Origin of the sequence: Vagococcus sp., assembly GCF_052102835.1 — a bacterium.
Classification (GTDB): Bacteria; Bacillota; Bacilli; order Lactobacillales; family Vagococcaceae; genus Vagococcus.
The window spans coordinates 89220-109735 of record NZ_JBQEIL010000001.1 but is presented as its reverse complement, the minus strand read 5'-3'; the positions used below and the strand labels follow the sequence as shown (position 1 = coordinate 109735).

Annotated in this window: 21 protein-coding genes and 1 tRNA gene; 15 read left to right on the top strand and 7 right to left on the bottom strand. The window is 34.3% G+C overall.

Annotated elements, in window-relative coordinates; all coding sequences use genetic code 11:
* The first annotated feature begins 41 nt into the window (after positions 1–41).
* The 3 genes from spxA (at position 42) to ACTJFD_RS00520 (ending at position 1878) form a co-directional block, all read left to right on the top strand.
* The gene (gene spxA / locus ACTJFD_RS00530) at positions 42–440 is read left to right on the top strand and encodes a transcriptional regulator SpxA (protein WP_442259086.1); all 399 of its coding nucleotides are present in this window, start codon (positions 42–44) and stop codon (positions 438–440) included.
* Between the two features lie 163 nt (positions 441–603).
* Positions 604–1263, top strand: coding sequence for an adaptor protein MecA (locus ACTJFD_RS00525; RefSeq protein ID WP_442259085.1), 660 nt, complete (start codon positions 604–606; stop codon positions 1261–1263).
* A 99-nt stretch (positions 1264–1362) separates the two neighbouring features.
* The gene (locus tag ACTJFD_RS00520) at positions 1363–1878 is read left to right on the top strand and encodes a GtrA family protein (RefSeq protein ID WP_442259084.1); all 516 of its coding nucleotides are present in this window, start codon (positions 1363–1365) and stop codon (positions 1876–1878) included.
* A gap of 79 nt (positions 1879–1957) precedes the next feature.
* On the opposite strand, the gene nrdF is transcribed toward ACTJFD_RS00520, so the two are convergent.
* The 4 genes from nrdF to nrdH are packed head-to-tail and all read right to left on the bottom strand — an operon-like array spanning position 1958 to position 5692.
* Positions 1958–2920: a class 1b ribonucleoside-diphosphate reductase subunit beta gene (gene nrdF / locus ACTJFD_RS00515; RefSeq protein WP_442259083.1), complete on the bottom strand. Its 963-nt coding sequence runs from the start codon at positions 2918–2920 to the stop codon at positions 1958–1960.
* Between the two features lie 18 nt (positions 2921–2938).
* Positions 2939–5098: a class 1b ribonucleoside-diphosphate reductase subunit alpha gene (gene nrdE / locus ACTJFD_RS00510; protein ID WP_442259082.1), complete on the bottom strand. Its 2160-nt coding sequence runs from the start codon at positions 5096–5098 to the stop codon at positions 2939–2941.
* Positions 5088–5456, bottom strand: coding sequence for a class Ib ribonucleoside-diphosphate reductase assembly flavoprotein NrdI (gene nrdI / locus ACTJFD_RS00505; RefSeq protein WP_442259081.1), 369 nt, complete (start codon positions 5454–5456; stop codon positions 5088–5090). Before nrdI ends, nrdE begins: the two co-directional genes overlap by 11 nt.
* A gap of 2 nt (positions 5457–5458) precedes the next feature.
* Complete coding sequence (gene nrdH / locus ACTJFD_RS00500; protein WP_442259080.1) at positions 5459–5692, bottom strand: glutaredoxin-like protein NrdH; 234 nt, start codon at positions 5690–5692, stop codon at positions 5459–5461.
* 353 nt (positions 5693–6045) lie between these two features.
* Between nrdH and ACTJFD_RS00495 the strand changes: the two genes are divergently transcribed.
* The 10 genes from ACTJFD_RS00495 to ACTJFD_RS00450 all read left to right on the top strand — a co-directional run bounded on the left by ACTJFD_RS00495 (position 6046) and on the right by ACTJFD_RS00450 (position 16595).
* Positions 6046–6525, top strand: a complete 480-nt coding sequence (locus ACTJFD_RS00495) for a FeoA family protein (protein ID WP_442259079.1) — start codon at positions 6046–6048, stop codon at positions 6523–6525.
* A complete protein-coding gene (gene feoB / locus ACTJFD_RS00490; RefSeq protein WP_442259078.1) occupies positions 6522–8675 on the top strand; it encodes a ferrous iron transport protein B in 2154 nt (717 codons plus the stop codon). Before ACTJFD_RS00495 ends, feoB begins: the two co-directional genes overlap by 4 nt.
* A 16-nt stretch (positions 8676–8691) precedes the next feature.
* On the top strand, positions 8692–8853 hold the full coding sequence (locus ACTJFD_RS00485) for a hypothetical protein (RefSeq protein ID WP_442259077.1): 162 nt from the start codon (positions 8692–8694) through the stop codon (positions 8851–8853).
* 1069 nt (positions 8854–9922) lie between these two features.
* Complete coding sequence (locus ACTJFD_RS00480; RefSeq protein ID WP_442259076.1) at positions 9923–10471, top strand: hypothetical protein; 549 nt, start codon at positions 9923–9925, stop codon at positions 10469–10471.
* Between the two features lie 52 nt (positions 10472–10523).
* Positions 10524–10596, top strand: a tRNA-Lys gene (locus ACTJFD_RS00475).
* A gap of 490 nt (positions 10597–11086) precedes the next feature.
* A complete protein-coding gene (gene yycF, locus ACTJFD_RS00470; RefSeq protein WP_442259075.1) occupies positions 11087–11791 on the top strand; it encodes a response regulator YycF in 705 nt (234 codons plus the stop codon).
* A 14-nt stretch (positions 11792–11805) separates the two neighbouring features.
* Complete coding sequence (gene walK, locus ACTJFD_RS00465; RefSeq protein WP_442259074.1) at positions 11806–13629, top strand: cell wall metabolism sensor histidine kinase WalK; 1824 nt, start codon at positions 11806–11808, stop codon at positions 13627–13629.
* Positions 13626–14906, top strand: a complete 1281-nt coding sequence (locus tag ACTJFD_RS00460) for a YycH family regulatory protein (RefSeq protein ID WP_442259073.1) — start codon at positions 13626–13628, stop codon at positions 14904–14906. Before walK ends, ACTJFD_RS00460 begins: the two co-directional genes overlap by 4 nt.
* Entirely contained in the window at positions 14906–15742 is an 837-nt protein-coding gene (locus ACTJFD_RS00455; RefSeq protein ID WP_442259072.1) for a two-component system regulatory protein YycI, read from the top strand. Before ACTJFD_RS00460 ends, ACTJFD_RS00455 begins: the two co-directional genes overlap by 1 nt.
* 49 nt (positions 15743–15791) lie before the next feature.
* On the top strand, positions 15792–16595 hold the full coding sequence (locus ACTJFD_RS00450) for an MBL fold metallo-hydrolase (protein WP_442259071.1): 804 nt from the start codon (positions 15792–15794) through the stop codon (positions 16593–16595).
* Between the two features lie 53 nt (positions 16596–16648).
* Here the strand turns inward: ACTJFD_RS00450 and ACTJFD_RS00445 are convergent, their stop codons facing one another.
* The gene (locus ACTJFD_RS00445) at positions 16649–17986 is read right to left on the bottom strand and encodes a S1C family serine protease (RefSeq protein ID WP_442259364.1); all 1338 of its coding nucleotides are present in this window, start codon (positions 17984–17986) and stop codon (positions 16649–16651) included.
* Positions 17987–18333: 347 nt separating this feature from the next.
* Between ACTJFD_RS00445 and rlmH the strand changes: the two genes are divergently transcribed.
* Positions 18334–18813, top strand: a complete 480-nt coding sequence (gene rlmH, locus ACTJFD_RS00440) for a 23S rRNA (pseudouridine(1915)-N(3))-methyltransferase RlmH (RefSeq protein ID WP_442259070.1) — start codon at positions 18334–18336, stop codon at positions 18811–18813.
* Positions 18814–18964: 151 nt separating this feature from the next.
* Positions 18965–19573, top strand: coding sequence for a hypothetical protein (locus ACTJFD_RS00435; protein WP_442259069.1), 609 nt, complete (start codon positions 18965–18967; stop codon positions 19571–19573).
* Here ACTJFD_RS00435 and ACTJFD_RS00430 read toward each other — a convergent pair.
* Positions 19532–19666 carry a transposase gene (locus tag ACTJFD_RS00430; protein WP_442259068.1) on the bottom strand — a complete coding sequence of 45 codons (135 nt, stop codon included), beginning with the start codon at positions 19664–19666 and terminating at the stop codon, positions 19532–19534. The two genes, ACTJFD_RS00435 and ACTJFD_RS00430, sit on opposite strands and share 42 nt — an antisense overlap.
* Positions 19667–19828: 162 nt before the next feature.
* The gene (locus ACTJFD_RS00425) at positions 19829–20332 is read right to left on the bottom strand and encodes a transposase family protein (protein ID WP_442259067.1); all 504 of its coding nucleotides are present in this window, start codon (positions 20330–20332) and stop codon (positions 19829–19831) included.
* Positions 20333–20516: the final 184 nt, after the last annotated feature.

Genomic DNA, 20516 nt, shown 5'->3' with positions numbered 1-20516 from the left:
CGGCTGTAAATCTACAAATGTTATGGAGAGGGAGTGACTGTATGTTGAAACTATATACTTCACCAAGTTGCACGTCTTGTAGGAAAGCACGAGCCTGGTTGCAAGAGCACCAAATTCCCTTTGTTGAACGAAATATTTTTTCAGAGCCACTAACGCAAGATGAATTGAAAGAAATTTTAAGGATGACTGAAAATGGAACGGAAGAGATTATCTCAACGCGTTCAAAAGTATTTCAAAAATTAGATGTAGATCTAGATGAGTTATCACTTCCTAAACTATTAGAGTTAGTGCAACAAAATCCTGGATTATTACGTCGACCGATTATGATTGATGATAAACGTTTACAAGTCGGTTTTAACGAAGATGAAATTCGTCGTTTCCTACCCCGTGAAGTTCGTGCAATTGAGTTAAAACAAGCACAATTAATGGCAGGGATTTAATTTAATTTTGGTTGAAAATGAAGAGTCAGCATGGTAGTCTGTAGCTATACATGCTGTTTTTTTATTTAATTTTATAGAGAAACAAGCAGTTTTGCTTTACTTTTTAGTAGTTTCCGATACAATGATGCTAGGATCAATTTTAATAGAAATGAGGTGTGACGATATGGAAATGGAACGAATTAATGAAAATACAATCCGTGTATCGATTAAAAATTCTGATTTAACAGAACGAGGAATTACATTCTTAGATTTGTTAGGAAATCAAAAACAAATTGAAAGTTTCTTCTATAGTATCTTAGAAGAAGTAGATGAGCAGTTCCAAGAAACTGATTCAGTTACTTTTCAGGTTCTGCCTAATCGTGACGGCCTAGAACTATTTATCAGTAAGAACGTCCCAATGGATGGCGATGAAGAAACATTTGGTGAGTTAATGAGTGGAGATCAAGCAGAAGATTTTGCCGATTTTATCTCCCAACAAATGACAAAAGATACATCTGAACATTCGAATAAGACTCAAAATGAACCAGTAAAAAAAGAAATCTATTCAATCGCTTTTAGGTTGCCTGATTTTGAAGAGCTGATAACTTTAGCCAATCACGTTCAGTTGAGTGGAGCAGAAACTGCGCTTTATCAGTATCGTGAACAACTTTATTTATTGGTTAATTTTTCAACAAGTAAGATAAGTGATCAGCGTTTGACTGCTAGCATTGCACATCTCTATGAGTTTTCATATCAAACGCCAATTACTTCTGATATATTGGAAGAACATGGTCAAGCAATTATGGAAAGTGATGCTCTTGCGCAATTGCGTGAATTCTTTTAATTGGGAAAATAGTCTATGGCAAGCAACAAAACAGTAAGTTAAGTTGAGGTTGGGTATACAATTACCCAACCTTTCTTTTTATCGAGTAGAGGTGTTTTTATGTTAAAACAAAAAGTAATTTTGAAGTACATTGTTTTTGGTTTTTTGGCAACACTTGTCTATTTTGCGACTCGTTTTAGTTTACGAATCGTAACATCGAGTGTCCTCTTACCAGTAATTGGTGGACAATTGCTTGCTTTAATCTTTTCATTTTTGTGTAATAAATATTTTGTCTTCAAGCATATTAAAATAGGATGGATGAAAAGCGTTCGTCAGTTTTTCGATTTTTTCTTAAGTCGTTTACTTGTTTTTTTGTTGGACTTGGGTATTGCGTATGTATTCGTTGACCGTTATGCACAATTTTGGATGGCGATTTTTAAACTGAATGAAATTAACTATCAAACACGTTTTTTTAGTTATCCGATTTTACAACGCTACATCGGGAGTCCTCGTTTGTTGAATGAATTTATATTTACCATTTTTTCACAAATATTATGCGGGATTATTAATTATGTTGTCTCTAAACGCGTTGTCTTTAAAATAAAAAAACAACCAGATATGTTATCTAGTTTCTAGTTCAAATAAGGAGAGGAACTGAATAATGAAAACCCCTCACAAAACAAAAATATTTTTGTTTTGTGAGGGGTTTTTGTCTTTAATTATCTAGGCCGATACGGTAGTCATCATCTTTCATTGCTTCGACCGTTCCTAAAAGGTAACCATTTCCAACTTGTGAAAAGAAATCATGATTGCTAGTTCCTGTTGATAAACCATTCATAACGATGGGGTTAACATCATTAGCGGTATCAGGAAAGAGTGGGTCCATTCCTAAATTCATCAAAGCTTTGTTAGCATTATAGCGTAAAAAAGTTTTAACTTCTTCAGTCCAACCTAATTTATCGTATAAAATTTCAGTGTATTCTTCTTCATTTTCGTAAAGAGTGAAAAGTAAATCGTACATCCAGTCTTTTATTTCTTGTTGTTTATCTTGTTCTAGTTCGTTATAGCCGAGTTGGAATTTATAACCGATATAAGTTCCGTGAACAGATTCATCACGAATAATAAGTTTAATGATTTCGGCAACGTTAGCTAATTTGTTGTTACCAAGGTAATATAAAGGAGCAAAAAAACCAGAATAGAATAGAAAAGTTTCAGCATAAACGCTGGCGACTTTCTTTTGTAATGGCGAACCATTAAGGTAAATATCGTTAATGATTTTTGCTTTTTTTTGTAAATTTTCATTTGTATTCGTCCATTCAAAAATGTCATCAATTTCAGATTTCGTATGGAGAGTACTGAAAATTGAAGAATAACTTTTAGCGTGAACCGATTCCATGAATTGAATGTTATTTAACACTGCTTCTTCATGTTGTGTACGGACATCAGGACGCAAAGCCTCAATGGCACTTTCTGATTGAATGGTATCTAAAAGAGTCAGTCCACCAAAAACCAAACCAATATTTTCTTTTTGTTCAGGTGAAAGAGTACGCCAGTCATCCAAATCATTAGATAGCGGAATTCGTGTATCTAACCAAAATTGTTCTGTTAATTTTTCCCAAGTTGATTTATCAATGATATCTTCAACGGCATTCCAGTTTATTGCTTCATAATAACGCATGTTTGTATCGGTCCTTTCTTAAATAACGCAACTTTCACATTGGTTACTTCCAATTTCTTCAGCATCGTCGGTGAAGGTTCTGACGTAATAGATAGATTTAACGCCTTTATGGAACGCATAGTGGCGTAAAATATTTAAATCACGTGTGGTCTGTTTGTTTGTTTCTTTCCATTCGTAAAGACCTTCAGGAATATCAGAACGCATAAAGAGCGTCAAGCTCATTCCTTGATCGATATGTTGTTGGGCTGTCGCATAAACATCAATTACCTTACGCATATCCATGTCATACGCTGAAACATAATAAGGCAAACTTTCATTTGTTAAATGAGGAGCGGGATAATAAATTTTCCCGATTTTTTTCTCTTGGCGTTCTTCAATTAAACGAGTGATAGGATGTAGACTAGCACTGGTGTCATTAATATAAGAAATGGAACCATTTGGTGCAACTGCTAAACGATTTTGATGATATAAACCATCTTTTTGAATATTTGATTTAAGTTCTTTCCAGTCATCTGCGGTTGGAATAAAGACACCTTCGAAAAGCTCTTGCACCTTTTTGGATAGTGGAGCAATCGGCGTATTAATGTAACGATTAAAGTAAGTTCCAGTTGCATAAGTTGATTTTTCGAAATTAACAAATGTTTCTTGACGTTCTTTTGCGATGGCGTGACTTTCAACAAGTGTCCAATAGTTTAAAAGCATGAAGTAAACATTTGTAAAGTCTAAAGAATCTTCAGAACCATACATCATTTGATTTTTTGCAAAATATGTATGGAGTCCCATGGCACCTAAACCAATAGTATGACTTAAATGATTGCCGTTTTTAATAGAAGGAACAACTTCAATATTTGAAGCATCAGTCACTGAGGTTAATGCTCGAGTCATGGTGCGGACCGATTGACCAAAGTCAGGACTGGCCATTAAATTGACAATATTTGTTGAGCCTAGGTTACAAGAAATATCTGTTCCTAGTTCATCATATTCTTGGCGATCATTAATTAGTGATGGTTGTTGAACTTGCAAAATTTCAGAACAAAGATTACTCATAATGATTTTACCATCAATTGGATTTTCACGATTTGCAGTGTCAATGTTAATAATGTAAGGATAACCTGATTCTTGTTGTAATTTACTAATCTCATTTTCTAAATAGCGTGCGCTAATTTTTTGTTTGCGAATGTTGGGATTAGCGACTAGTTCATCATATTTTTCAGTAATATCAATATAAGAAAAAGGAACACCATATTCACGTTCAATACTATAAGGACTAAATAAATACATGTCTTCATTTTTACGTGTTAACTCATAAAATTTATCAGGTACGATTAAACCTAAAGATAATGTTTTTACTCGAACTTTTTCATCTGCATTTTCTTTTTTTGTTGATAAAAATTGTTCAATATCAGGATGGAACACATTTAAGTAAACAACACCAGCACCCTGGCGTTGACCTAATTGATTACTGTAACTAAAACTATCTTCAAAAAGTTTCATGACAGGTACAACACCACTTGCTGCTCCCTCAAAACCTTTAATAGGAGCACCTGCTTCACGTAGATTGGATAAAGTAATCCCAACCCCACCACCAATTCTAGAGAGTTGTAAAGCGCTATTCACAGAACGACCAATACTATTCATATCATCGGTCACTTGAACTAGAAAACAAGAAACCAGCTCTCCACGACGTTTTCGTCCAGCGTTTAAGAAAGAAGGAGTTGCCGGTTGATAGCGTTGATAAATCATTTCCTCTGCTAAAGAAAGGGCAAGCGCTTCGTCACCATTGGCAAAATAAAGAGCATTAAAAGCTACTCGATCTTCATAACGTTCTAGATACTGAGTACCGTCATTTGTTTTTAACGCATACTGCGAATAAAACTTATAGGCAGCCATGAAAGATTTGAACGTAAATTTTTGTTCTTCCAAGTAAACGTAAAGTTTCTCGATAAAATCTTCTGAATACGCTCTAATAAATTCTTCCTCGAGATAAAAGTGCTCGATTAAGTAGTTTATTTTAGCCATTGCTGTTGGAAAAGTCATTGTATTAGGTTCAACGTTTTCTTTAAAGAAAGCCTCCAAAGCTTCTTTATCTTTAAATAGAGGGATTTGTTCATCAACCGGACGATTTATTTCATTATTTAACTCAAAATAAGTAATATCTTCTAATTCTTTAAGACTCAAATTGATTCACTACTTTCTTAAAATTTTTAACATCTTCATCAGTGCCGCTAAACTCAAATTCAAAAATTAAGGGGATATGATAGTCACGAGCAATATCCTTAGCTGTAAAAATAAAAAGGTCGGCAAAGTTGCGATTACCGCCTCCTGCGACACCAAGTATTTGTTTTTGATTTGTTTTGTACTCAATAAAATCGTTCACTACTTCAGTGACTTCAGCATCATAAGTAGGAACGACTAATATAAAAGGTTCATTCAATTCATAAAAAGGATTATTTGCATCGATTTCGTAAGTTGGAAAATCCAGCTTTTTAATAAATCTACGAGTTTGACCTGTCAATGAAAAATAAACAAGTTTCATAGCTAAACCGCCAAGGCTCTTAATTGATCAGGACGGAAACCAACAATCGTGACACGTTCGTCTGCAGTAGTGATGACAGGCACACTTCTAAAACCTTGTTCTTTTAGTTGGTCAATATAGTGTGGTTCAGTATCAATATTGATTTCTTGGAAATTAACGCCTTTGTCAGCTAGAAATTTTTTAGTCATTTTGCACTGAGGACAGTTATCTTTGGTATATAAGGTAATTAAATTCATGTCAATCCACTCCAATTTCTAATGTGTTCAAAGTTTGTAAGAATCACTCTTTCAAACTAAATATTATAAATATTAGTATATCGTGATTTAGAAAAAAGTCAATGATAAAACACTATATATGGTGTTAAAGTTTTGGTGACACACAATGTTTTGTGATGAAAGCCCTATTAAGGTTAATCTCATCTGTTTTCAAAAACTTTCAAAATGGTGAAAAAGAAAGTGGAAAAATTCACAAATGGCATTGACTTAAAATAAAATAACTCGTAAAATATAAGTAACAATTGAGAATGGTTATCAATATCAATCGGGAGTCAATGTGAATAAATGAATTAGAGGATAGAGGAGATTTTTAAATGCAATCGCTATTATCGTGTGAAGTCAATCAAGTCTATGAATTTGTAGGGTTTCATGGTGCTTTAGAAGAAGAACGTCATCTCCGTCACTTAGGATTAATCGAAGGAACAACGCTTCATATTGTATCAAGACTAGGGCAACAGTCACTCATTATTTTATTTGGTGAAACGAGACTAGGATTGGATGCACAAGTTGCGAGCCAAATGTTAGTAGTAAAAAAAGGAAACGTTGGTTTGTCGCAAACGACAACTTTAGCGTTGTTACCTGTCGGCGCAACGACCAGAGTCGTTAAAGTATTAGGACAAGGCCCGATTAAACGTCGTCTTATGGATATGGGATTAACGAAAGGGACTCCAATAACATTACAAAAGCTTGCACCACTTGGGGATCCTTTAGAAGTGACCCTGCGAAATTATGAATTAACGTTACGAAAAGCTGAGGCTGAATTAATTCTAGTTGAGAAAGAGGCAAATGAATGAAAAATGAAAGAAAGTCAGTTGCTCTAGTTGGAAATCCTAATAGTGGGAAAACAAGCTTGTTTAATGAATTAACAGGTAAAAATCAATCGGTTGGTAATTGGCCCGGTGTCACTGTTGAACGTAAAACAGGGGCTTTAAAAGGTCACCCGACCATCATGATTCAAGACTTACCGGGAATTTATTCTTTGTCGCCTTACTCGCCAGAAGAGAGGGTAGCGCGCGACTATCTTTTAAATGAACAACCAGAAATGATTTTAAATATCTTGGATGCTAGTAATTTGGAACGGAATTTATATTTAACAACGCAACTTTTAGAATTAGGAATTCCTGTTGTTGTGGTATTAAATATGATGGATGTTGTCAAGAAGCAAGGGACGACCATTAATTTAGAAAAATTATCTTATAAATTGGGGGTTCCGGTTTTAGCCTTAAGCGTGGTTAAAAATCTAGGTATTGAAGAAATAAAACACCATTTAGCTGAGCATCTTACCAAAGCTTGTCCTCCTGTTCACCCGATTTATGATGACCGTTTAGAAGTAGCACTGTATGATATTTCAAAAATATTAGAAGGAAGTGTGGAGCCACAAGAAAAACGCTTTTTTACGATTAAATACTTTGAATCAGATGAACTTGTTTTGAAAAAAATGGCGTTATCGGAGACTAAAAATGCTGAAATTAAAGAGATTAGCCGATTAACGGAACAAATATTAGATGATGATGTGGTGAGTTTGATTGTGAATGAACGCTACCGTTGGATTGATGAAGTGGTTCAGTTAAGTGTTTTTAAATCAACGGAACATCGCTTAAGTATGAGTGATAAAATAGATAAGATTGTTACGAATAAATGGTTGTCTTTACCTATTTTTGCTTTTGTGATGTGGTTAGTTTACTTTTTAGCGATTCAAACTATCGGTGCTATCGGGACTGATTGGGTTAATGATGTTTTGTTTGGTGAAATTATTCCTAAAATCGTAGGAAATGGGTTGACAGTTTGGAAAATTGCCCCTTGGTTACAGTCTCTTATTTTAGACGGTATTTTAGCAGGAGTAGGTGCTGTTCTCGGTTTTGTCCCACAGCTTATGGTTTTATTTTTATGTTTATCTTTTTTAGAAGATTGTGGTTACATGAGTCGAATTGCTTTCGTGATGGATCGTTTGTTCCGCCGTTTTGGCTTATCAGGAAAATCTTTTATTCCGATGTTAGTTGCGACTGGTTGTGGTGTACCAGGAATTATGGCAAGTCGCACGATTGAAAATGAAAAAGACCGTCGAATGACAATTATGACAACAACGTTTATGCCTTGTTCCGCGAAATTACCCATCATCGGTTTAGTGTCGGGCGCTTTCTTTCCGCATAGCACTTGGGTTGCCCCATCTGCTTATTTTATTGGCATTGGAACGATTGTTCTATCAGGTATTCTATTGAAAAAGACACAACTATTCAGTGGAGAAACGTCACCTTTTATTATGGAGCTTCCGGCATATCATTTACCACGATTGAAAAATAGTGTCCGCCAAACGTTAAGTCGTTCTGCTTCATTTGTTAAAAAAGCAGGGACGATTATATTTGCTTGTTCGGTTGTTATTTGGTTTTTATCTTCATTTAACTACCGTCTAGAATTAGTAACGGCCGATGTTAGTATCTTAGCTAGATTGGGCCAAGCATTATCTTTTATTTTTGCTCCATTGGGTTGGGGGGATTGGCGTCCCACCGTGGCGACGATTACTGGACTGATTGCTAAAGAGAATGTTGTCGGCACATTTGGTATTTTGTATGGTCATCTTTCAGAGGTTTCAGAGAACGGCCAAGAAGTGTGGTTACAATTAAGTGGAAGCTTAACTGCTGTCGCAGGTTATTCGTTTTTAGTATTTAATTTATTATGTGCCCCTTGTTTTGCAGCTATTGGAGCCATTCGTCGAGAAATGAATGATTGGAAATGGACAACGTTAGCCATTGGTTATCAATGTTTGACAGCATATGTCGTTAGTTTTATTGTCTATCAGCTAGGGAGTGTCTTGGTTGGAGATCATTCATTTGGTGTCCTGGCGTTATTAGCCATTATTTTTATCATTATCATTGGTTATAGTGTCACAAGAGTAGTGAAACCAAATAGGAAAGTAATACCTATTTCAGGTATCGAAGTCCTTTAGAAAAGGAGAAGTAAACATGGGAACTTTAATTTTAAGTATGGTCATCTTTTTTTTCGTTGGGTGGGTCATCTATGAATATGGTGTTAAAAAAAAATCTGCTTGTGATTGTTCGTCCGTCACTTGTCCTGTGAAACAAAAACAAGAACCTAAAAAATTAAAAAATCAAAATAATCATTAATATAAATAAAAAAGACTATTTAATAGTAAAAAACGGATTACTTATCCGCTATCATTTGTTAATAGATTGTATAGCGCTGTCTTGTCGTATAAACAGACGGAAGCTAATGATCAGGTGAACTAAAAAAAGGTAGACTGTAAATAGGGGAAGGCGATGAGCCTTTTAAATAATCTATAGAGTGTATAGATTTGAGAGGGTTTAGTGAGAGAAGCTAAACTCTCTTTTTTATTATATAAAATCACTTACACATTGTTTTGTCTTTTAATCGGACGAAAGAGGATGTTGTATTCGATTAAAACCCTCTATACTATTAATTAGGGGAAGGGCGATGGCTCTTTAAATAATACAATATGATTTAACCACAAAGGCTTTAGTCAGGGGACTAAGGCCTTTCTTCTTTTTATAGGTATCACTTGTTTTGTTAAATGTCGTTTAAACAGACAAAAATAGACGGTTTATTTTATAGAAACTCTCTATACTGTTAATTAGGGGAAGGGCGACGGCTCTTTAAATAATTATACGATTATGATTAGAGGAAGCAGGCTCACCGTAAAGGGAGTCTGTTTTTTTGTAAATAATTTCTTATAAGATATTTTTATTTTCTTAAAAGATGGATAGAGGAATGTATTTTCTTATGGATGCCTAGCACTTATTCTGCGTTTTGGTCTATATGTGCACTTTAGATGGTCGGTATTGTTGTTAATCTGATTTTATAACGAAAGTTGGTATAGTTAACTATCTACTGGGAAGTAATAAAAGATTAATAAGATAAAACATAAAACTAGTTATGTGATATATGGAAAGGAAGGAGGAGTAAACCACTATTAATAGCTTTTAGATAAAAAAGAGGCCTTGTACTTTGAAGAACAAGGTCTTTTATTTTTTTTAAAAGACAAAATTTAAAAAATGGTTAAGAAATAGTTAGAATAATGGTCTAGTTGATTAATAATAACCATATTACTTTTAAAAAAAGTGATTTTGTCGGATAATAAGACACAAGAGTATGAGGGGAGTAAAAATAAACACTTTATACTTTGGAAGAGATAAAAGATGGGGAAGGTGATTGTTGATGTCAAAGATAAAAGAAAACGAAGAAATATTAGAAGTATTGGAAGAAGTCAATCAATGGATTGAGCAATTTCAGAAAACGTTAGGATTTTACCAACTGCCAATGACAAGCCGACAGTCAGCGAAAAGGATTATTTATAAATTTTCAGAACAAATGTTGTATGAACATAATCAAGTAACAGAAGATTGGGAGTATGATGCTTTTTATGATACGGTTATTTGTTTATTACCATTATCAATTATTGCGAATATCGATGTTTTTGAACAAGTTGAGTTAGTTTTAGATAAGTATTTTACTTTTTTAATCTATGAAAAAAACTTAGAACATCTCATTTGTTTAAAAGAATCATTACCTTGTGTTTGCCATTTAATGATGAATGAAGTTTATTTTGTCGCAGAGCAAGAAGAAATGGAAGAGTTAGCACAATTAGCGGACGAGCTAGGTTTGGATTTATCTCATTCGAGAGACATAGAAGTTTTTGATGTCATTGTTGATGAAGCAAAAATAAAAGCAGAAAGCAAAAAAAGTTTTTTAAGAATGATAAAATAAAAATAAAAAACAATTGAAATAAAAAAAAGATGGTGTTATAATTATTTAGTCAGGGTTGTTAGCTCAGTTGGTAGAGCAACGGACTCTTAATCCGTGGGTCGAGGGTTCGAACCCCCCACAGCCCATCTGACTAAATAGTAAGGAATGTTTAAACGTTGGTACATCAATGATGTATGAGTGTTTAAGCATTTTTTTATTTTGTTGAAACTATTCTTGAGCAGAGTTCATTATTTAAAAAAAGACAAACAAAAAAAGTAGAGGGGAACTCTACTTTCTTAGTCGGCACAAGAGAAATTTATAAGGGAAGGGGAAAACTAGTCTTGTGCCTTAATGATTAGCCGAATAAATTAATTTAAATTAATTTATACCTATAGCTTAAAACAAACTAGATAAAATAACAATAGCATTTTATTAAAAATTTTAAACTTTATTAAAGTTTAAGAGACAAACCTTTTAGATACAGTCTTTTCGGATTTCCTATTTTTTACATATAGATACGAAAAAAAGGCTTTTTTGCATTTTTTAGTAGAATCAAACAAAAATTTTTTAAAGAGTCGAGAATCATGTATAATGAAACTGAAGGTAAAAAAATTGTTTAATCCAGGAGGATGACAAATGAAAAAAATATTAGTAGTTGACGATGAGAAACCAATTTCAGATATTGTTAAATTTAATTTGACTAAAGAAGGATACGAGATTTTTACAGCATTTGATGGTGAAGAAGCTGTTGAGCGAGTAGTCGAGATAGAACCAGATCTAATACTGTTAGATTTGATGTTACCTAAAAAAGATGGACTTGAAGTCTGTCGTGAAGTTAGAAAAAATTATGAAATGCCAATTATTATGGTGACAGCAAAAGATTCAGAAATCGATAAAGTTTTAGGTTTAGAATTGGGTGCGGATGATTATGTGACGAAACCATTTTCTAATCGAGAGTTAGTCGCACGTGTGAAAGCCAATCTTCGTCGTCAAGGTAACGCGTCTAATCGGATTGAGGAAGCAGAAAGTAATGAGTTACAGATAGGCGCATTGATTATCCATCCCGATTCTTACACTGTTTCCAAGCGTGGGGAATCAATTGAATTAACCCATCGAGAATTCGAATTATTGCATTATTTAGCTAAACATTTAGGTCAGGTCATGACACGTGAACACTTATTACAAACGGTTTGGGGTTATGATTATTTTGGTGATGTTCGGACAGTAGATGTGACGGTCCGACGTTTACGTGAAAAAATAGAAGACAGTCCTAGTCATCCAACTTGGTTGGTTACACGACGTGGAGTGGGGTATTACTTAAGAAATCCAGAACAAGATTAGGAGTATCAGGCTTTATGAATAAAAAAATTCGTTTTTTCTCCTCTGTTCATTTTAAAATTGCATTAGTTTTCGTATTGCTCTTAATGATTTCGATTGAAATCATTGGAGCGATTTTTATTCGTGAATTAGAATCAACAACGATTCGGAGTTTCGAAGAAAATGTAACCTCACAAGTCGAAACGTTAGCGACAAATATTAGTGGTGAGCTAAGTAAGTATCACGAAGATTCGAAAGAAGGTAATTTAAAGCGAACGTTATCTGAATTTGCCAAGAGTGACATTTTAGAAGCTCGCTTAATTGATGATAAAGGGATTGTGATTGCGACAAGTGATCCTAATTTACAGGGAGATATAGGTAAGAAAAATGATTTTGAACTCTTTAATACGTTAAATCAAAGGCGTGAAGAACAAAGAGACCCAGTGACTGGGCGACGAGTGTATATTAATATCCAACAAGCTTTTTCTCCGACAGGGGATTCGGTCATTGGTTTTCTCTATGTTAAAAGTGATATAGAAAGTAAATATCAAGAAGTCAATGACATCGCGGTTATTTTTTTGACGGCTTCGATGATAGCTTTGACGGTTTCACTAATTATTGCATTATTTGTTTCGCGAACCATTACCAAACCAATTGGAGAGATGCGTCAACAAGCGGTACGTATTGCCAATGGTGACTATTCTCGTAAAGTCGAGGTCTATGGAAAAGATGAATTAGGTCAACTGGGAGAAACAATTAATGAAGTCTCTGCACGAACGGAAGAAGCTCAGGAAACGATGGAAGCTGAACGCCGTCGGTTAGACAGTGTACTTTCCCATATGACTGATGGCGTCATCGGGACGGATCGACGTGGGAATATTATTTTAATCAATGAGACGGCCTTAGATTTATTAGACACTCAAACTGAAACGGTCTTAGGTAAGTCAATCTTAGATTTATTATGTTTAAATGATGACTACTCTTTTCGGAGTTTATTAGAACAACAAGAAGGTATTTTAATCGATTTGACTGAAGAGTATGATGCTGCTTTAATTTTAAGGGCGGAATTTTCAATGATTCGTCGTGAGAGTGGGTTTATTAGTGGTTTGGTGTGTGTGTTACACGATGTCACAGAAAAAGAGCGAGATGAAGAAGAACGTCGTCAGTTTGTTTCAAATGTCTCTCACGAATTAAGAACGCCCTTAACCAGTTTGCGCAGTTATTTAGAGGCGTTAGCAGATGGCGCTTGGAAAGACCCAGAAGTTGCTCCTGAATTTTTGAAAGTCACGCAAGAAGAAACCAATCGGATGATTCGAATGATTAACGATTTACTCCAATTGTCACGGATGGATTCTAATAAGGTCGAATTGAAAAAAGAATTAGTTAATTTAAATGAACTTTTTGATTATGTGTTAAATCGTTTTGATATGGTGGTTAAAGATAGTGATAAAAATTATACGATTAAGCGAGAATATACCCGTCGTACGATTTGGGTAGAAATAGATACTGATCGTATGGTACAAGTGTTAGATAATATTTTAAATAATGCGATTAAGTATTCTCCTTCTGGTGGAACGATAACTTGTCGTTTATTGGAAACACATAAAAATGTTATTTTGAGTATTACCGATGAGGGACTGGGTATACCGAAACAAAATCTAGGTCGTGTCTTTGATCGTTTTTATCGAGTGGACCGTGCCCGTTCGCGAGCAATGGGAGGGTCTGGTTTGGGTTTGGCGATTTCAAAAGAATCAATCCAAGCACATGGAGGTAGTATTTGGGTAGAGAGTGAGGAAGGAAAAGGCTCGACATTCTTTATCACACTACCTTACGAACCGTATGAGGAGGACTTGTGGGAATGAATCAATTCGTAGAAAAATTAGTAAAAATTAGTTTGATCACGATGATTTTATTAAGTTTATTTTTGTCATGGAAAATTTGGACAAAACCAACAAGTCGTTCTGCGGATGAAACACCTAAAAAAACCACTGAAGTTGTCCAAAAAAAAGAAATGAAAGATGTCTATGCGCCAACCAAACTGTTTTATCATAAAGATAAAGAGGAAATACTCTACACTAATCGTGAATCCATCATTTCATCTGTTCAAAAAAAAATAGATAAAATGGAATATAAGAATGCCCATCTTTTATCAAGAAAAGCTAAAACGGATTTTCTTGAGAACGAAGAATATATTGATATGACACTCCCTTATGAATTGCCTTTGTCTTTTTATCTGACTATCAACAATATAAAAACAGATGATTTACCAGAACAAGTTAAACCTCTTTCCATTAATCGTGTGATACTTTCTTTTTCACATAATAAAATATATTTTAGTAATCGAACGCAAACTGATATTTTAGAGTTAGATGCACTCGACAATTTATCTTCGGTTAAAGAAATTGTGACGCAATCAGACATTGACTATTTTAAAGTCACACATCATCCTGAGAATGTTACAAATGTTTATTACATGGAAGAAGAAACAGAGTTACAAATTTATAGCTATATTGTTGCGACACAGTCTTTTACTACTTTCTCACGTTCTTTCTTTAATCAGTCCAATGATTTGTTTTCTAATGAAGGAACGGATAATAATGTTAATTTATCAAATAGTGAAGGTGAATCACTTGTGGTTCAATCTAAAACGGGAGAAGTTAATTATTATGGAAAATTGAAGGCTAAGAAGGAAAATATTTATGAAGAAAGTTTTCAATATATTGAAAACTTAGGAAATGCCTTAGGAACGTTACGTTTCTTTAATGAAATCGATAGTGATATTGTCTATCGAAACTATGTTGAAGGATTTCCTGTCTTTGGTGATCACAGTAAAGGGCAAGTTAGTATTACTATTCGTAATAGCCAAAATGTACAGTTGAAAACGAATCAAGAATCAATCCAGATTCCAATTCCTTCCAACGAAACAAAAATTTTACCCCCTACTCAAAAAGTTTTGGATGAACTTACAGTCTTAGGCATGGATAATACCGAAGTTCAAGATATTCAAATTGGTTATGAGTGGCAAGCCAATGTGGAGACGAAACAAGTCGTGGATTTAATTCCTCGCTGGTATTTGAAATATAAAGAAAAATGGATTTCTTTTGAAGATTTGAAAGATCAGTTAGGAGGGATAAACTAATGGATTTTAGAAGAGTAGAAGGAATCTTTTTAGTGGTTTTCCTTTTTCTGAACATCTTTCTTTATTATATTTACCAAGAGGGAAAAACAGAACAAGAGACAGCGATTTCAGGTACGATTTCTGATCATCTTGAGATGCGTTTGGATGCTGATGAGATTAAACATCCAGAAAAATTTTCAAATGACAAAAAAGAAGGTTATTATTTGTCAGGGCAAGAAGTTAATTTGAAAGAGCAAGCCTCAGCTAAATTGGAAAATCAAGAATGGTACCTGGAAAATTATGTGTTATACAGTAAATTTATGAATAATGCACCTAGTCGAGAGACACTCGTTTTAGATAGCTTTAAGAGTATTGAAAACTTTGTAAAAAAAGAGGAAAATGTCATCAATGGTGAGGATTATCGTTTAAATAAAAATCGAAGTCGGGCAAATAAGGAATATGTTTTTAATCAAGTGTGGGAGGATATCCCGTTTTTAGATGAAACGTCTACATTAACTTTAAAGGCAAAGAAAAATTCAATCAATGAACCGATTATCGAAAGTTTAGAGCAAACCATGTTAGCTGATGATATTGAACCATTGCGTGAAAAACAGCCGTTGATTTCTGAGCGTGAAGCAGTGATTAGTTTATATACGAATAACCGTTTGCCTACCAAATCTGAAATTTATTGGGTTGAATTAGGGTATTCTCGTATTTTTACGGTCCGTGGACGAAGTGTTTTTATCCCGACATGGTTTATAAAAGTCGATATTAATAAAAATAATTCTCAATTGGAACGAGTTAATGCTTTTACTGGCGCAATCATTACTTCGAATGTTTCAGAGGTTAAAAATTAACCGAGTGGTGGTCGACCTCAAAGTGGCAATTTAGGAAGGAAGAGTTGGATTGACTGAAAATCAATTTAAAATTAGTATTTTAGCAAGTGGAAGTTCTGGAAATGCTACTTATATTGAAACCAATAAGCAACGGATACTCGTAGATGCTGGTTTAAGTGGAAAAAAAATAACGGGATTACTGGCACAAATTGATCGTAAACCGGAAGATTTAGATGCCATTTTAGTTACACACGAACACCGAGATCATATCCATGGTGTTGGTGTTTTAGCTAGGAAGTATCATTTGGATGTCTATGCGAATGAAGAAACTTGGCGGGCGATGGACCATGCGTTAGGTAAACTAGAAGTTCATCAAAAGCATCTCTTTAATATGGGAGAAACAATGACCTTAGGCGATGTTGATATTGAAAGCTTTGGTGTTTCTCATGATGCGGCGGCCCCGCAGTTTTATCAATTTCATAAGGATAATAAAGCTTTTGCGATGTTGACAGATACTGGTTATTGTAGTGATCGAATTCGTGGCATTATTAAAAATGCAGATGCTTATCTTTTAGAAAGCAATCATGACATAAATATGTTGCGTGTTGGAAGTTATCCTTGGAGTACCAAGCAACGGATACTAGGCGATAGAGGGCATTTATCCAATGTCGATGGTGCTCTAGCAGCGACTGAGATGATTGGCGAGAAGACGAAACGTATTTATTTGGGTCATTTAAGTCGTGAAAATAATTTAAAAGAGCTAGCCAGTTTGACGATGACACAAACATTATTGCAAAATGATGTCGAAGTCGGCCGTCAGTTACTTGTTTGTGATACAGATCCAGAAGAAGCGTGTCCTTTGTATTCTTTATAAAATAAAAAAACAGTCGTTGAAAACTTAATTTCAACGACTGTTTTTTTGGTTTCTTAAGGTTGAGAATTTTGTGCTTCGTTTAGTTGTTTTTCTAACTTGCTTGTATCTTGATCTAATTTAACAGTGGTTGTTTGTTTTTTACCATTATAGTAATATTCAATCTTCATTGTATCGCCCACTTTTTTGTTATAAAGATGTGTTTGAACATCAGTTACCGTTGTTACCGGCTCACCATCAATCGCGGTCATGACAGCGAATTTTTTCAGTCCAGCTTTTTCAGCAGGGGAACCTTTTTCAACGGAACCAATCACGACACCTCCAGTTATTTTGTCAGGGTCAATTTTTAAAACACTGCTTTGTTCTTCTAAACTCACATTGGTTAAGTCAATCATTGTTACACCAAGCATTGGTCGGATGACCTTACCATCTTTTTCAAGTTGATTAATAATCGAAACAACATCATTACTAGGAATAGCAAAGCCCATTCCTTCGGTTGAAATCCCTGTGCCTGTTGCCGCAATTTTACTTGAGTTAATCCCAATTACTTGTCCAGCAAGGTTGACTAAAGCCCCTCCAGAGTTCCCAGGGTTGATGGCTGCATCGGTTTGGATAGCATTGATATTGATAGTTTGTCCATCTTCTGTTTTATTACTAATCATTCGATCTTTAGCAGAAACAATTCCTTGCGAAACGGAGTTAGCAAAAGTTGACCCTAATGGAGATCCCATCGCTAAAGCGGGTTCGCCTACTTTGACATCGTTTGAATTAGCAAATTCAGCGACTGTTGTGACGTGTTTAGAATCGATTTCTAAGACAGCTAAGTCACTATAGGCATCTGTTCCAATGATTTTTGCAGAAACACTCTCACCGTCATTTAACATGATTTTAACGGCATCAGCACCTTGAACCACGTGGTTATTGGTTACAACATATGCTTTATTACCTTCTTTGCGATAAATGACCCCGCTACCTTCTCCTGATTCAGTTAAATCGCCTTCGTCTACTTTTTCAGAATTATTACCACCTTGGATTTGTCCAAAGAATTGTTCTAATTCAGAAAGTTGTGAATTCTGTTTTTGAAGAGTTGTTACTGAGACAACGGCATTCTCCATTTTTTTTACGGCTTTGGTCACATCAGTATTCACATCCATTTTTACATTGGCTATTTTAGTTTTCCCATTTTCGACTGGCTCAGTCACTTGCTGAGAGCTCCTTGAATTAACGGTTGGATTGATGTAGTCAGTATAAGCAACATAGCCACCAATCATAATTGCTCCGCCGATAACTCCACCAAGTAGGGATAAACCGAATTGCTTCCACGGGCTTTTTTTCTTTTGTGTAGATTGATAAGATGATGTTTGTCTTCTAGGTGTTACGTCTTTTCTCATAATTAGCGGTGAATAAGTCACCTTGCCTCCTTTTAGTGTCAAAATAATATTTATTTAATAATCGATATGAATTACTTAAAAACGTTTATATAAACAGTATAATATGAAAATTTGAAAAAAACATGAAAAAAGACTCCTAAAAATAGATTGTTTTGTTAATTTTTTAGTAAAAGAGGATGACATTGTTCTTTAAAAATGAGAAAATGACACAATGAAAACAAATGAAATCCACAGGGGTTATCCACAACGTTGTGCACAAGTAAAAAGACCTTTGACAAAAGACTCTTTTAGCTGTGTATAAACCTGTGGATGAGTGTGGATAACTTTATTTTATTTGAAAGGGATAGTTTATGAAAATTAAAATTATAGCAGTTGGTAAATTAAAAGAAAAATATTTAAAGCAAGGGATTGCTGAATATCAAAAAAGGTTGGGGTCGTATTGCAAGTTTGAACTCATTGAAGTTGCAGATGAAAAGGCACCAGAAGCCTTAAGTGACGCGGAAATGAGTCAAGTGAAAGATAAAGAAGGGGAACGGATTTTAGCTAAAGTACATGATAGCGATTACGTGTATGCTTTAGCGATTCAAGGGGATGAAATTACTTCGGAATCATTTGCCGAAAGTATCGATAAAATGAGCACGCAAGGCAAGAGCAATTTTACTTTTATTATTGGAGGGTCGTTAGGGCTTTCAAAGGCGGTTTTACGCCGAAGTAATCGCCAAATTTCTTTTGGTCGATTAACTTATCCACATCAATTAATGCGCCTGATTTTAACCGAACAAATCTATCGTTGTTTTCGGATTATTAAGGGAGAACCGTATCATAAATAGATGAGGTTATTTAAAGTAGATTATTTGATTATGCTATAAAAATGAACATGTTATAATTAAAGTAATCAACTAATTTAAGCAAATAACTTTAAATAGAATTAATTAGAGTGAGATACTACATAAAAAAAATTGTTAGACGTTGGAGGAAGAAATGAAGTTAAATGAGTTTCTTAAATTAGGAGAAGAGAAAGCTGTTAAGTATGATTTTTTCAATGAATCTGTGAATCCGGATAATTCGGTATTAATTAAGGAAATATACAAAAAATTATTTCCTTGGTATAAAGAGATGCCTTTAAAATACTCAGGAGATACAATGAATACTTATAAACGTGCAATTTGGTGTAAGGAAAAAGATAGTGGTAATAAAGGTAAACATGATTTTATTTGCTTATCGGAATCAAAGAAAAAAGATTATTTGAATATAGTAAAAAGACATACAAAAGAATTAGAAACATATTGTTTTGGTATCAAAACATATGGCATGTATAAAAATGAGGAAAGAATACTAACTATAGAAATTTTTAATAATCATCAATTAGGTAATTTTTGGCCTCTACCATTAACAAAGGCTAAAAATGGCACAATGAACACTTTGAAAAATTCGGAATGTAATGATTATATGGATGTAGTATTAAAGAAAATAGATAAGTATTTTAATGAAAAGAAAGTTGGACAAGAAAGTGGCTTTATAGTGGATTTTTCTAACTCTAATGATTATTTACCTTTCTTTGACTCTAAACTCATTAAAGGCGGTATTTAAGTGTTTCACAATATGGAAACGATCGATGACTAATTCGGCACAAGGAAACGTTTTTTTAGCTAACTGAAAATAAGCCGCATTCATATCTGTCACGAGAAGTTTAACTTTTCTTCGTTCTTCAATAGGCAACCGATTAAAATAAGTGCTGTAATTGACGACTTGGGAGAATATCAACTAATTTACCAGTTTCTTCATCGGCACAAATGAAGCTCATTTTATGATGTTCTGTTGCGTGAGAGCGAAATTCATCTACCATTAAAACCTTTGGTAAAGAAACTGGTTTTGCAAGGTTAGGAAGTTGGTCTCAACAGAACGAAGAACACGTATTACTGTCTGAATTGAAACCTGACAAAGTTTTGCGATTAAGGTCATTGAGATTTTTTCAGTCAATAAATCTAAAATTTTAATTTTTACATGAGCAGCTATAAAGCAATGTCGTTGGGTTAAATTACTTTCAGACGTCCAGTGTTTCTTACAATTTTTACAATGAAATCGTTGTTTAGAAAAATTAAGGATGGTCGGTAGATGTTGATAGTTCTCTAAACGAATGAGCGAAGATTTAGATCCATTTTTTACAATAATATGGCGACCTTCAGCATCTTTTTGAGAAGATCCACAATTAGGGCAGCCCGTAGGACTGTAGGAAAGCTTTCCATAGATCATTACCATTTTATTATTATTCTTTTTTATTTCTTCCACATCAGATAAAACAATATTTTTATCTACAATTCTTAATAGTTTTTTGATATGATTAGACATGACATATCGTCCTTTCTTTTGTTTGGTTTTGGTTGGTACTTAAATCATAACAGAAAGACGATATGTTTTTTATATCAAAAATAAAAATAGGACTGATGAGAATTTTAAATTCTCATCAGTCCTATTTATTATAAGAATTTTTATCTTCAGTTAGATTTGGTATATATTCTCTTCATCAAGGAGT

What these genes read in the sequence shown, in the direction of transcription:
- spxA (WP_442259086.1), top strand. Translation starts at nt 42, where the DNA reads ATGTTGAAACTATATACTTCACCAAGTTGCACGTCTTGTAGGAAAGCA.
- ACTJFD_RS00525 (WP_442259085.1), top strand. Translation starts at nt 604, where the DNA reads ATGGAAATGGAACGAATTAATGAAAATACAATCCGTGTATCGATTAAA.
- ACTJFD_RS00520 (WP_442259084.1), top strand. Translation starts at nt 1,363, where the DNA reads ATGTTAAAACAAAAAGTAATTTTGAAGTACATTGTTTTTGGTTTTTTG.
- nrdF (WP_442259083.1), bottom strand. Translation starts at nt 2,920, where the DNA reads ATGCGTTATTATGAAGCAATAAACTGGAATGCCGTTGAAGATATCATT.
- nrdI (WP_442259081.1), bottom strand. Translation starts at nt 5,456, where the DNA reads ATGAAACTTGTTTATTTTTCATTGACAGGTCAAACTCGTAGATTTATT.
- nrdH (WP_442259080.1), bottom strand. Translation starts at nt 5,692, where the DNA reads ATGAATTTAATTACCTTATATACCAAAGATAACTGTCCTCAGTGCAAA.
- ACTJFD_RS00495 (WP_442259079.1), top strand. Translation starts at nt 6,046, where the DNA reads ATGCAATCGCTATTATCGTGTGAAGTCAATCAAGTCTATGAATTTGTA.
- feoB (WP_442259078.1), top strand. Translation starts at nt 6,522, where the DNA reads ATGAAAAATGAAAGAAAGTCAGTTGCTCTAGTTGGAAATCCTAATAGT.
- ACTJFD_RS00485 (WP_442259077.1), top strand. Translation starts at nt 8,692, where the DNA reads ATGGGAACTTTAATTTTAAGTATGGTCATCTTTTTTTTCGTTGGGTGG.
- ACTJFD_RS00480 (WP_442259076.1), top strand. Translation starts at nt 9,923, where the DNA reads ATGTCAAAGATAAAAGAAAACGAAGAAATATTAGAAGTATTGGAAGAA.
- yycF (WP_442259075.1), top strand. Translation starts at nt 11,087, where the DNA reads ATGAAAAAAATATTAGTAGTTGACGATGAGAAACCAATTTCAGATATT.
- walK (WP_442259074.1), top strand. Translation starts at nt 11,806, where the DNA reads ATGAATAAAAAAATTCGTTTTTTCTCCTCTGTTCATTTTAAAATTGCA.
- ACTJFD_RS00460 (WP_442259073.1), top strand. Translation starts at nt 13,626, where the DNA reads ATGAATCAATTCGTAGAAAAATTAGTAAAAATTAGTTTGATCACGATG.
- ACTJFD_RS00455 (WP_442259072.1), top strand. Translation starts at nt 14,906, where the DNA reads ATGGATTTTAGAAGAGTAGAAGGAATCTTTTTAGTGGTTTTCCTTTTT.
- rlmH (WP_442259070.1), top strand. Translation starts at nt 18,334, where the DNA reads ATGAAAATTAAAATTATAGCAGTTGGTAAATTAAAAGAAAAATATTTA.
- ACTJFD_RS00435 (WP_442259069.1), top strand. Translation starts at nt 18,965, where the DNA reads ATGAAGTTAAATGAGTTTCTTAAATTAGGAGAAGAGAAAGCTGTTAAG.
- ACTJFD_RS00425 (WP_442259067.1), bottom strand. Translation starts at nt 20,332, where the DNA reads ATGTCTAATCATATCAAAAAACTATTAAGAATTGTAGATAAAAATATT.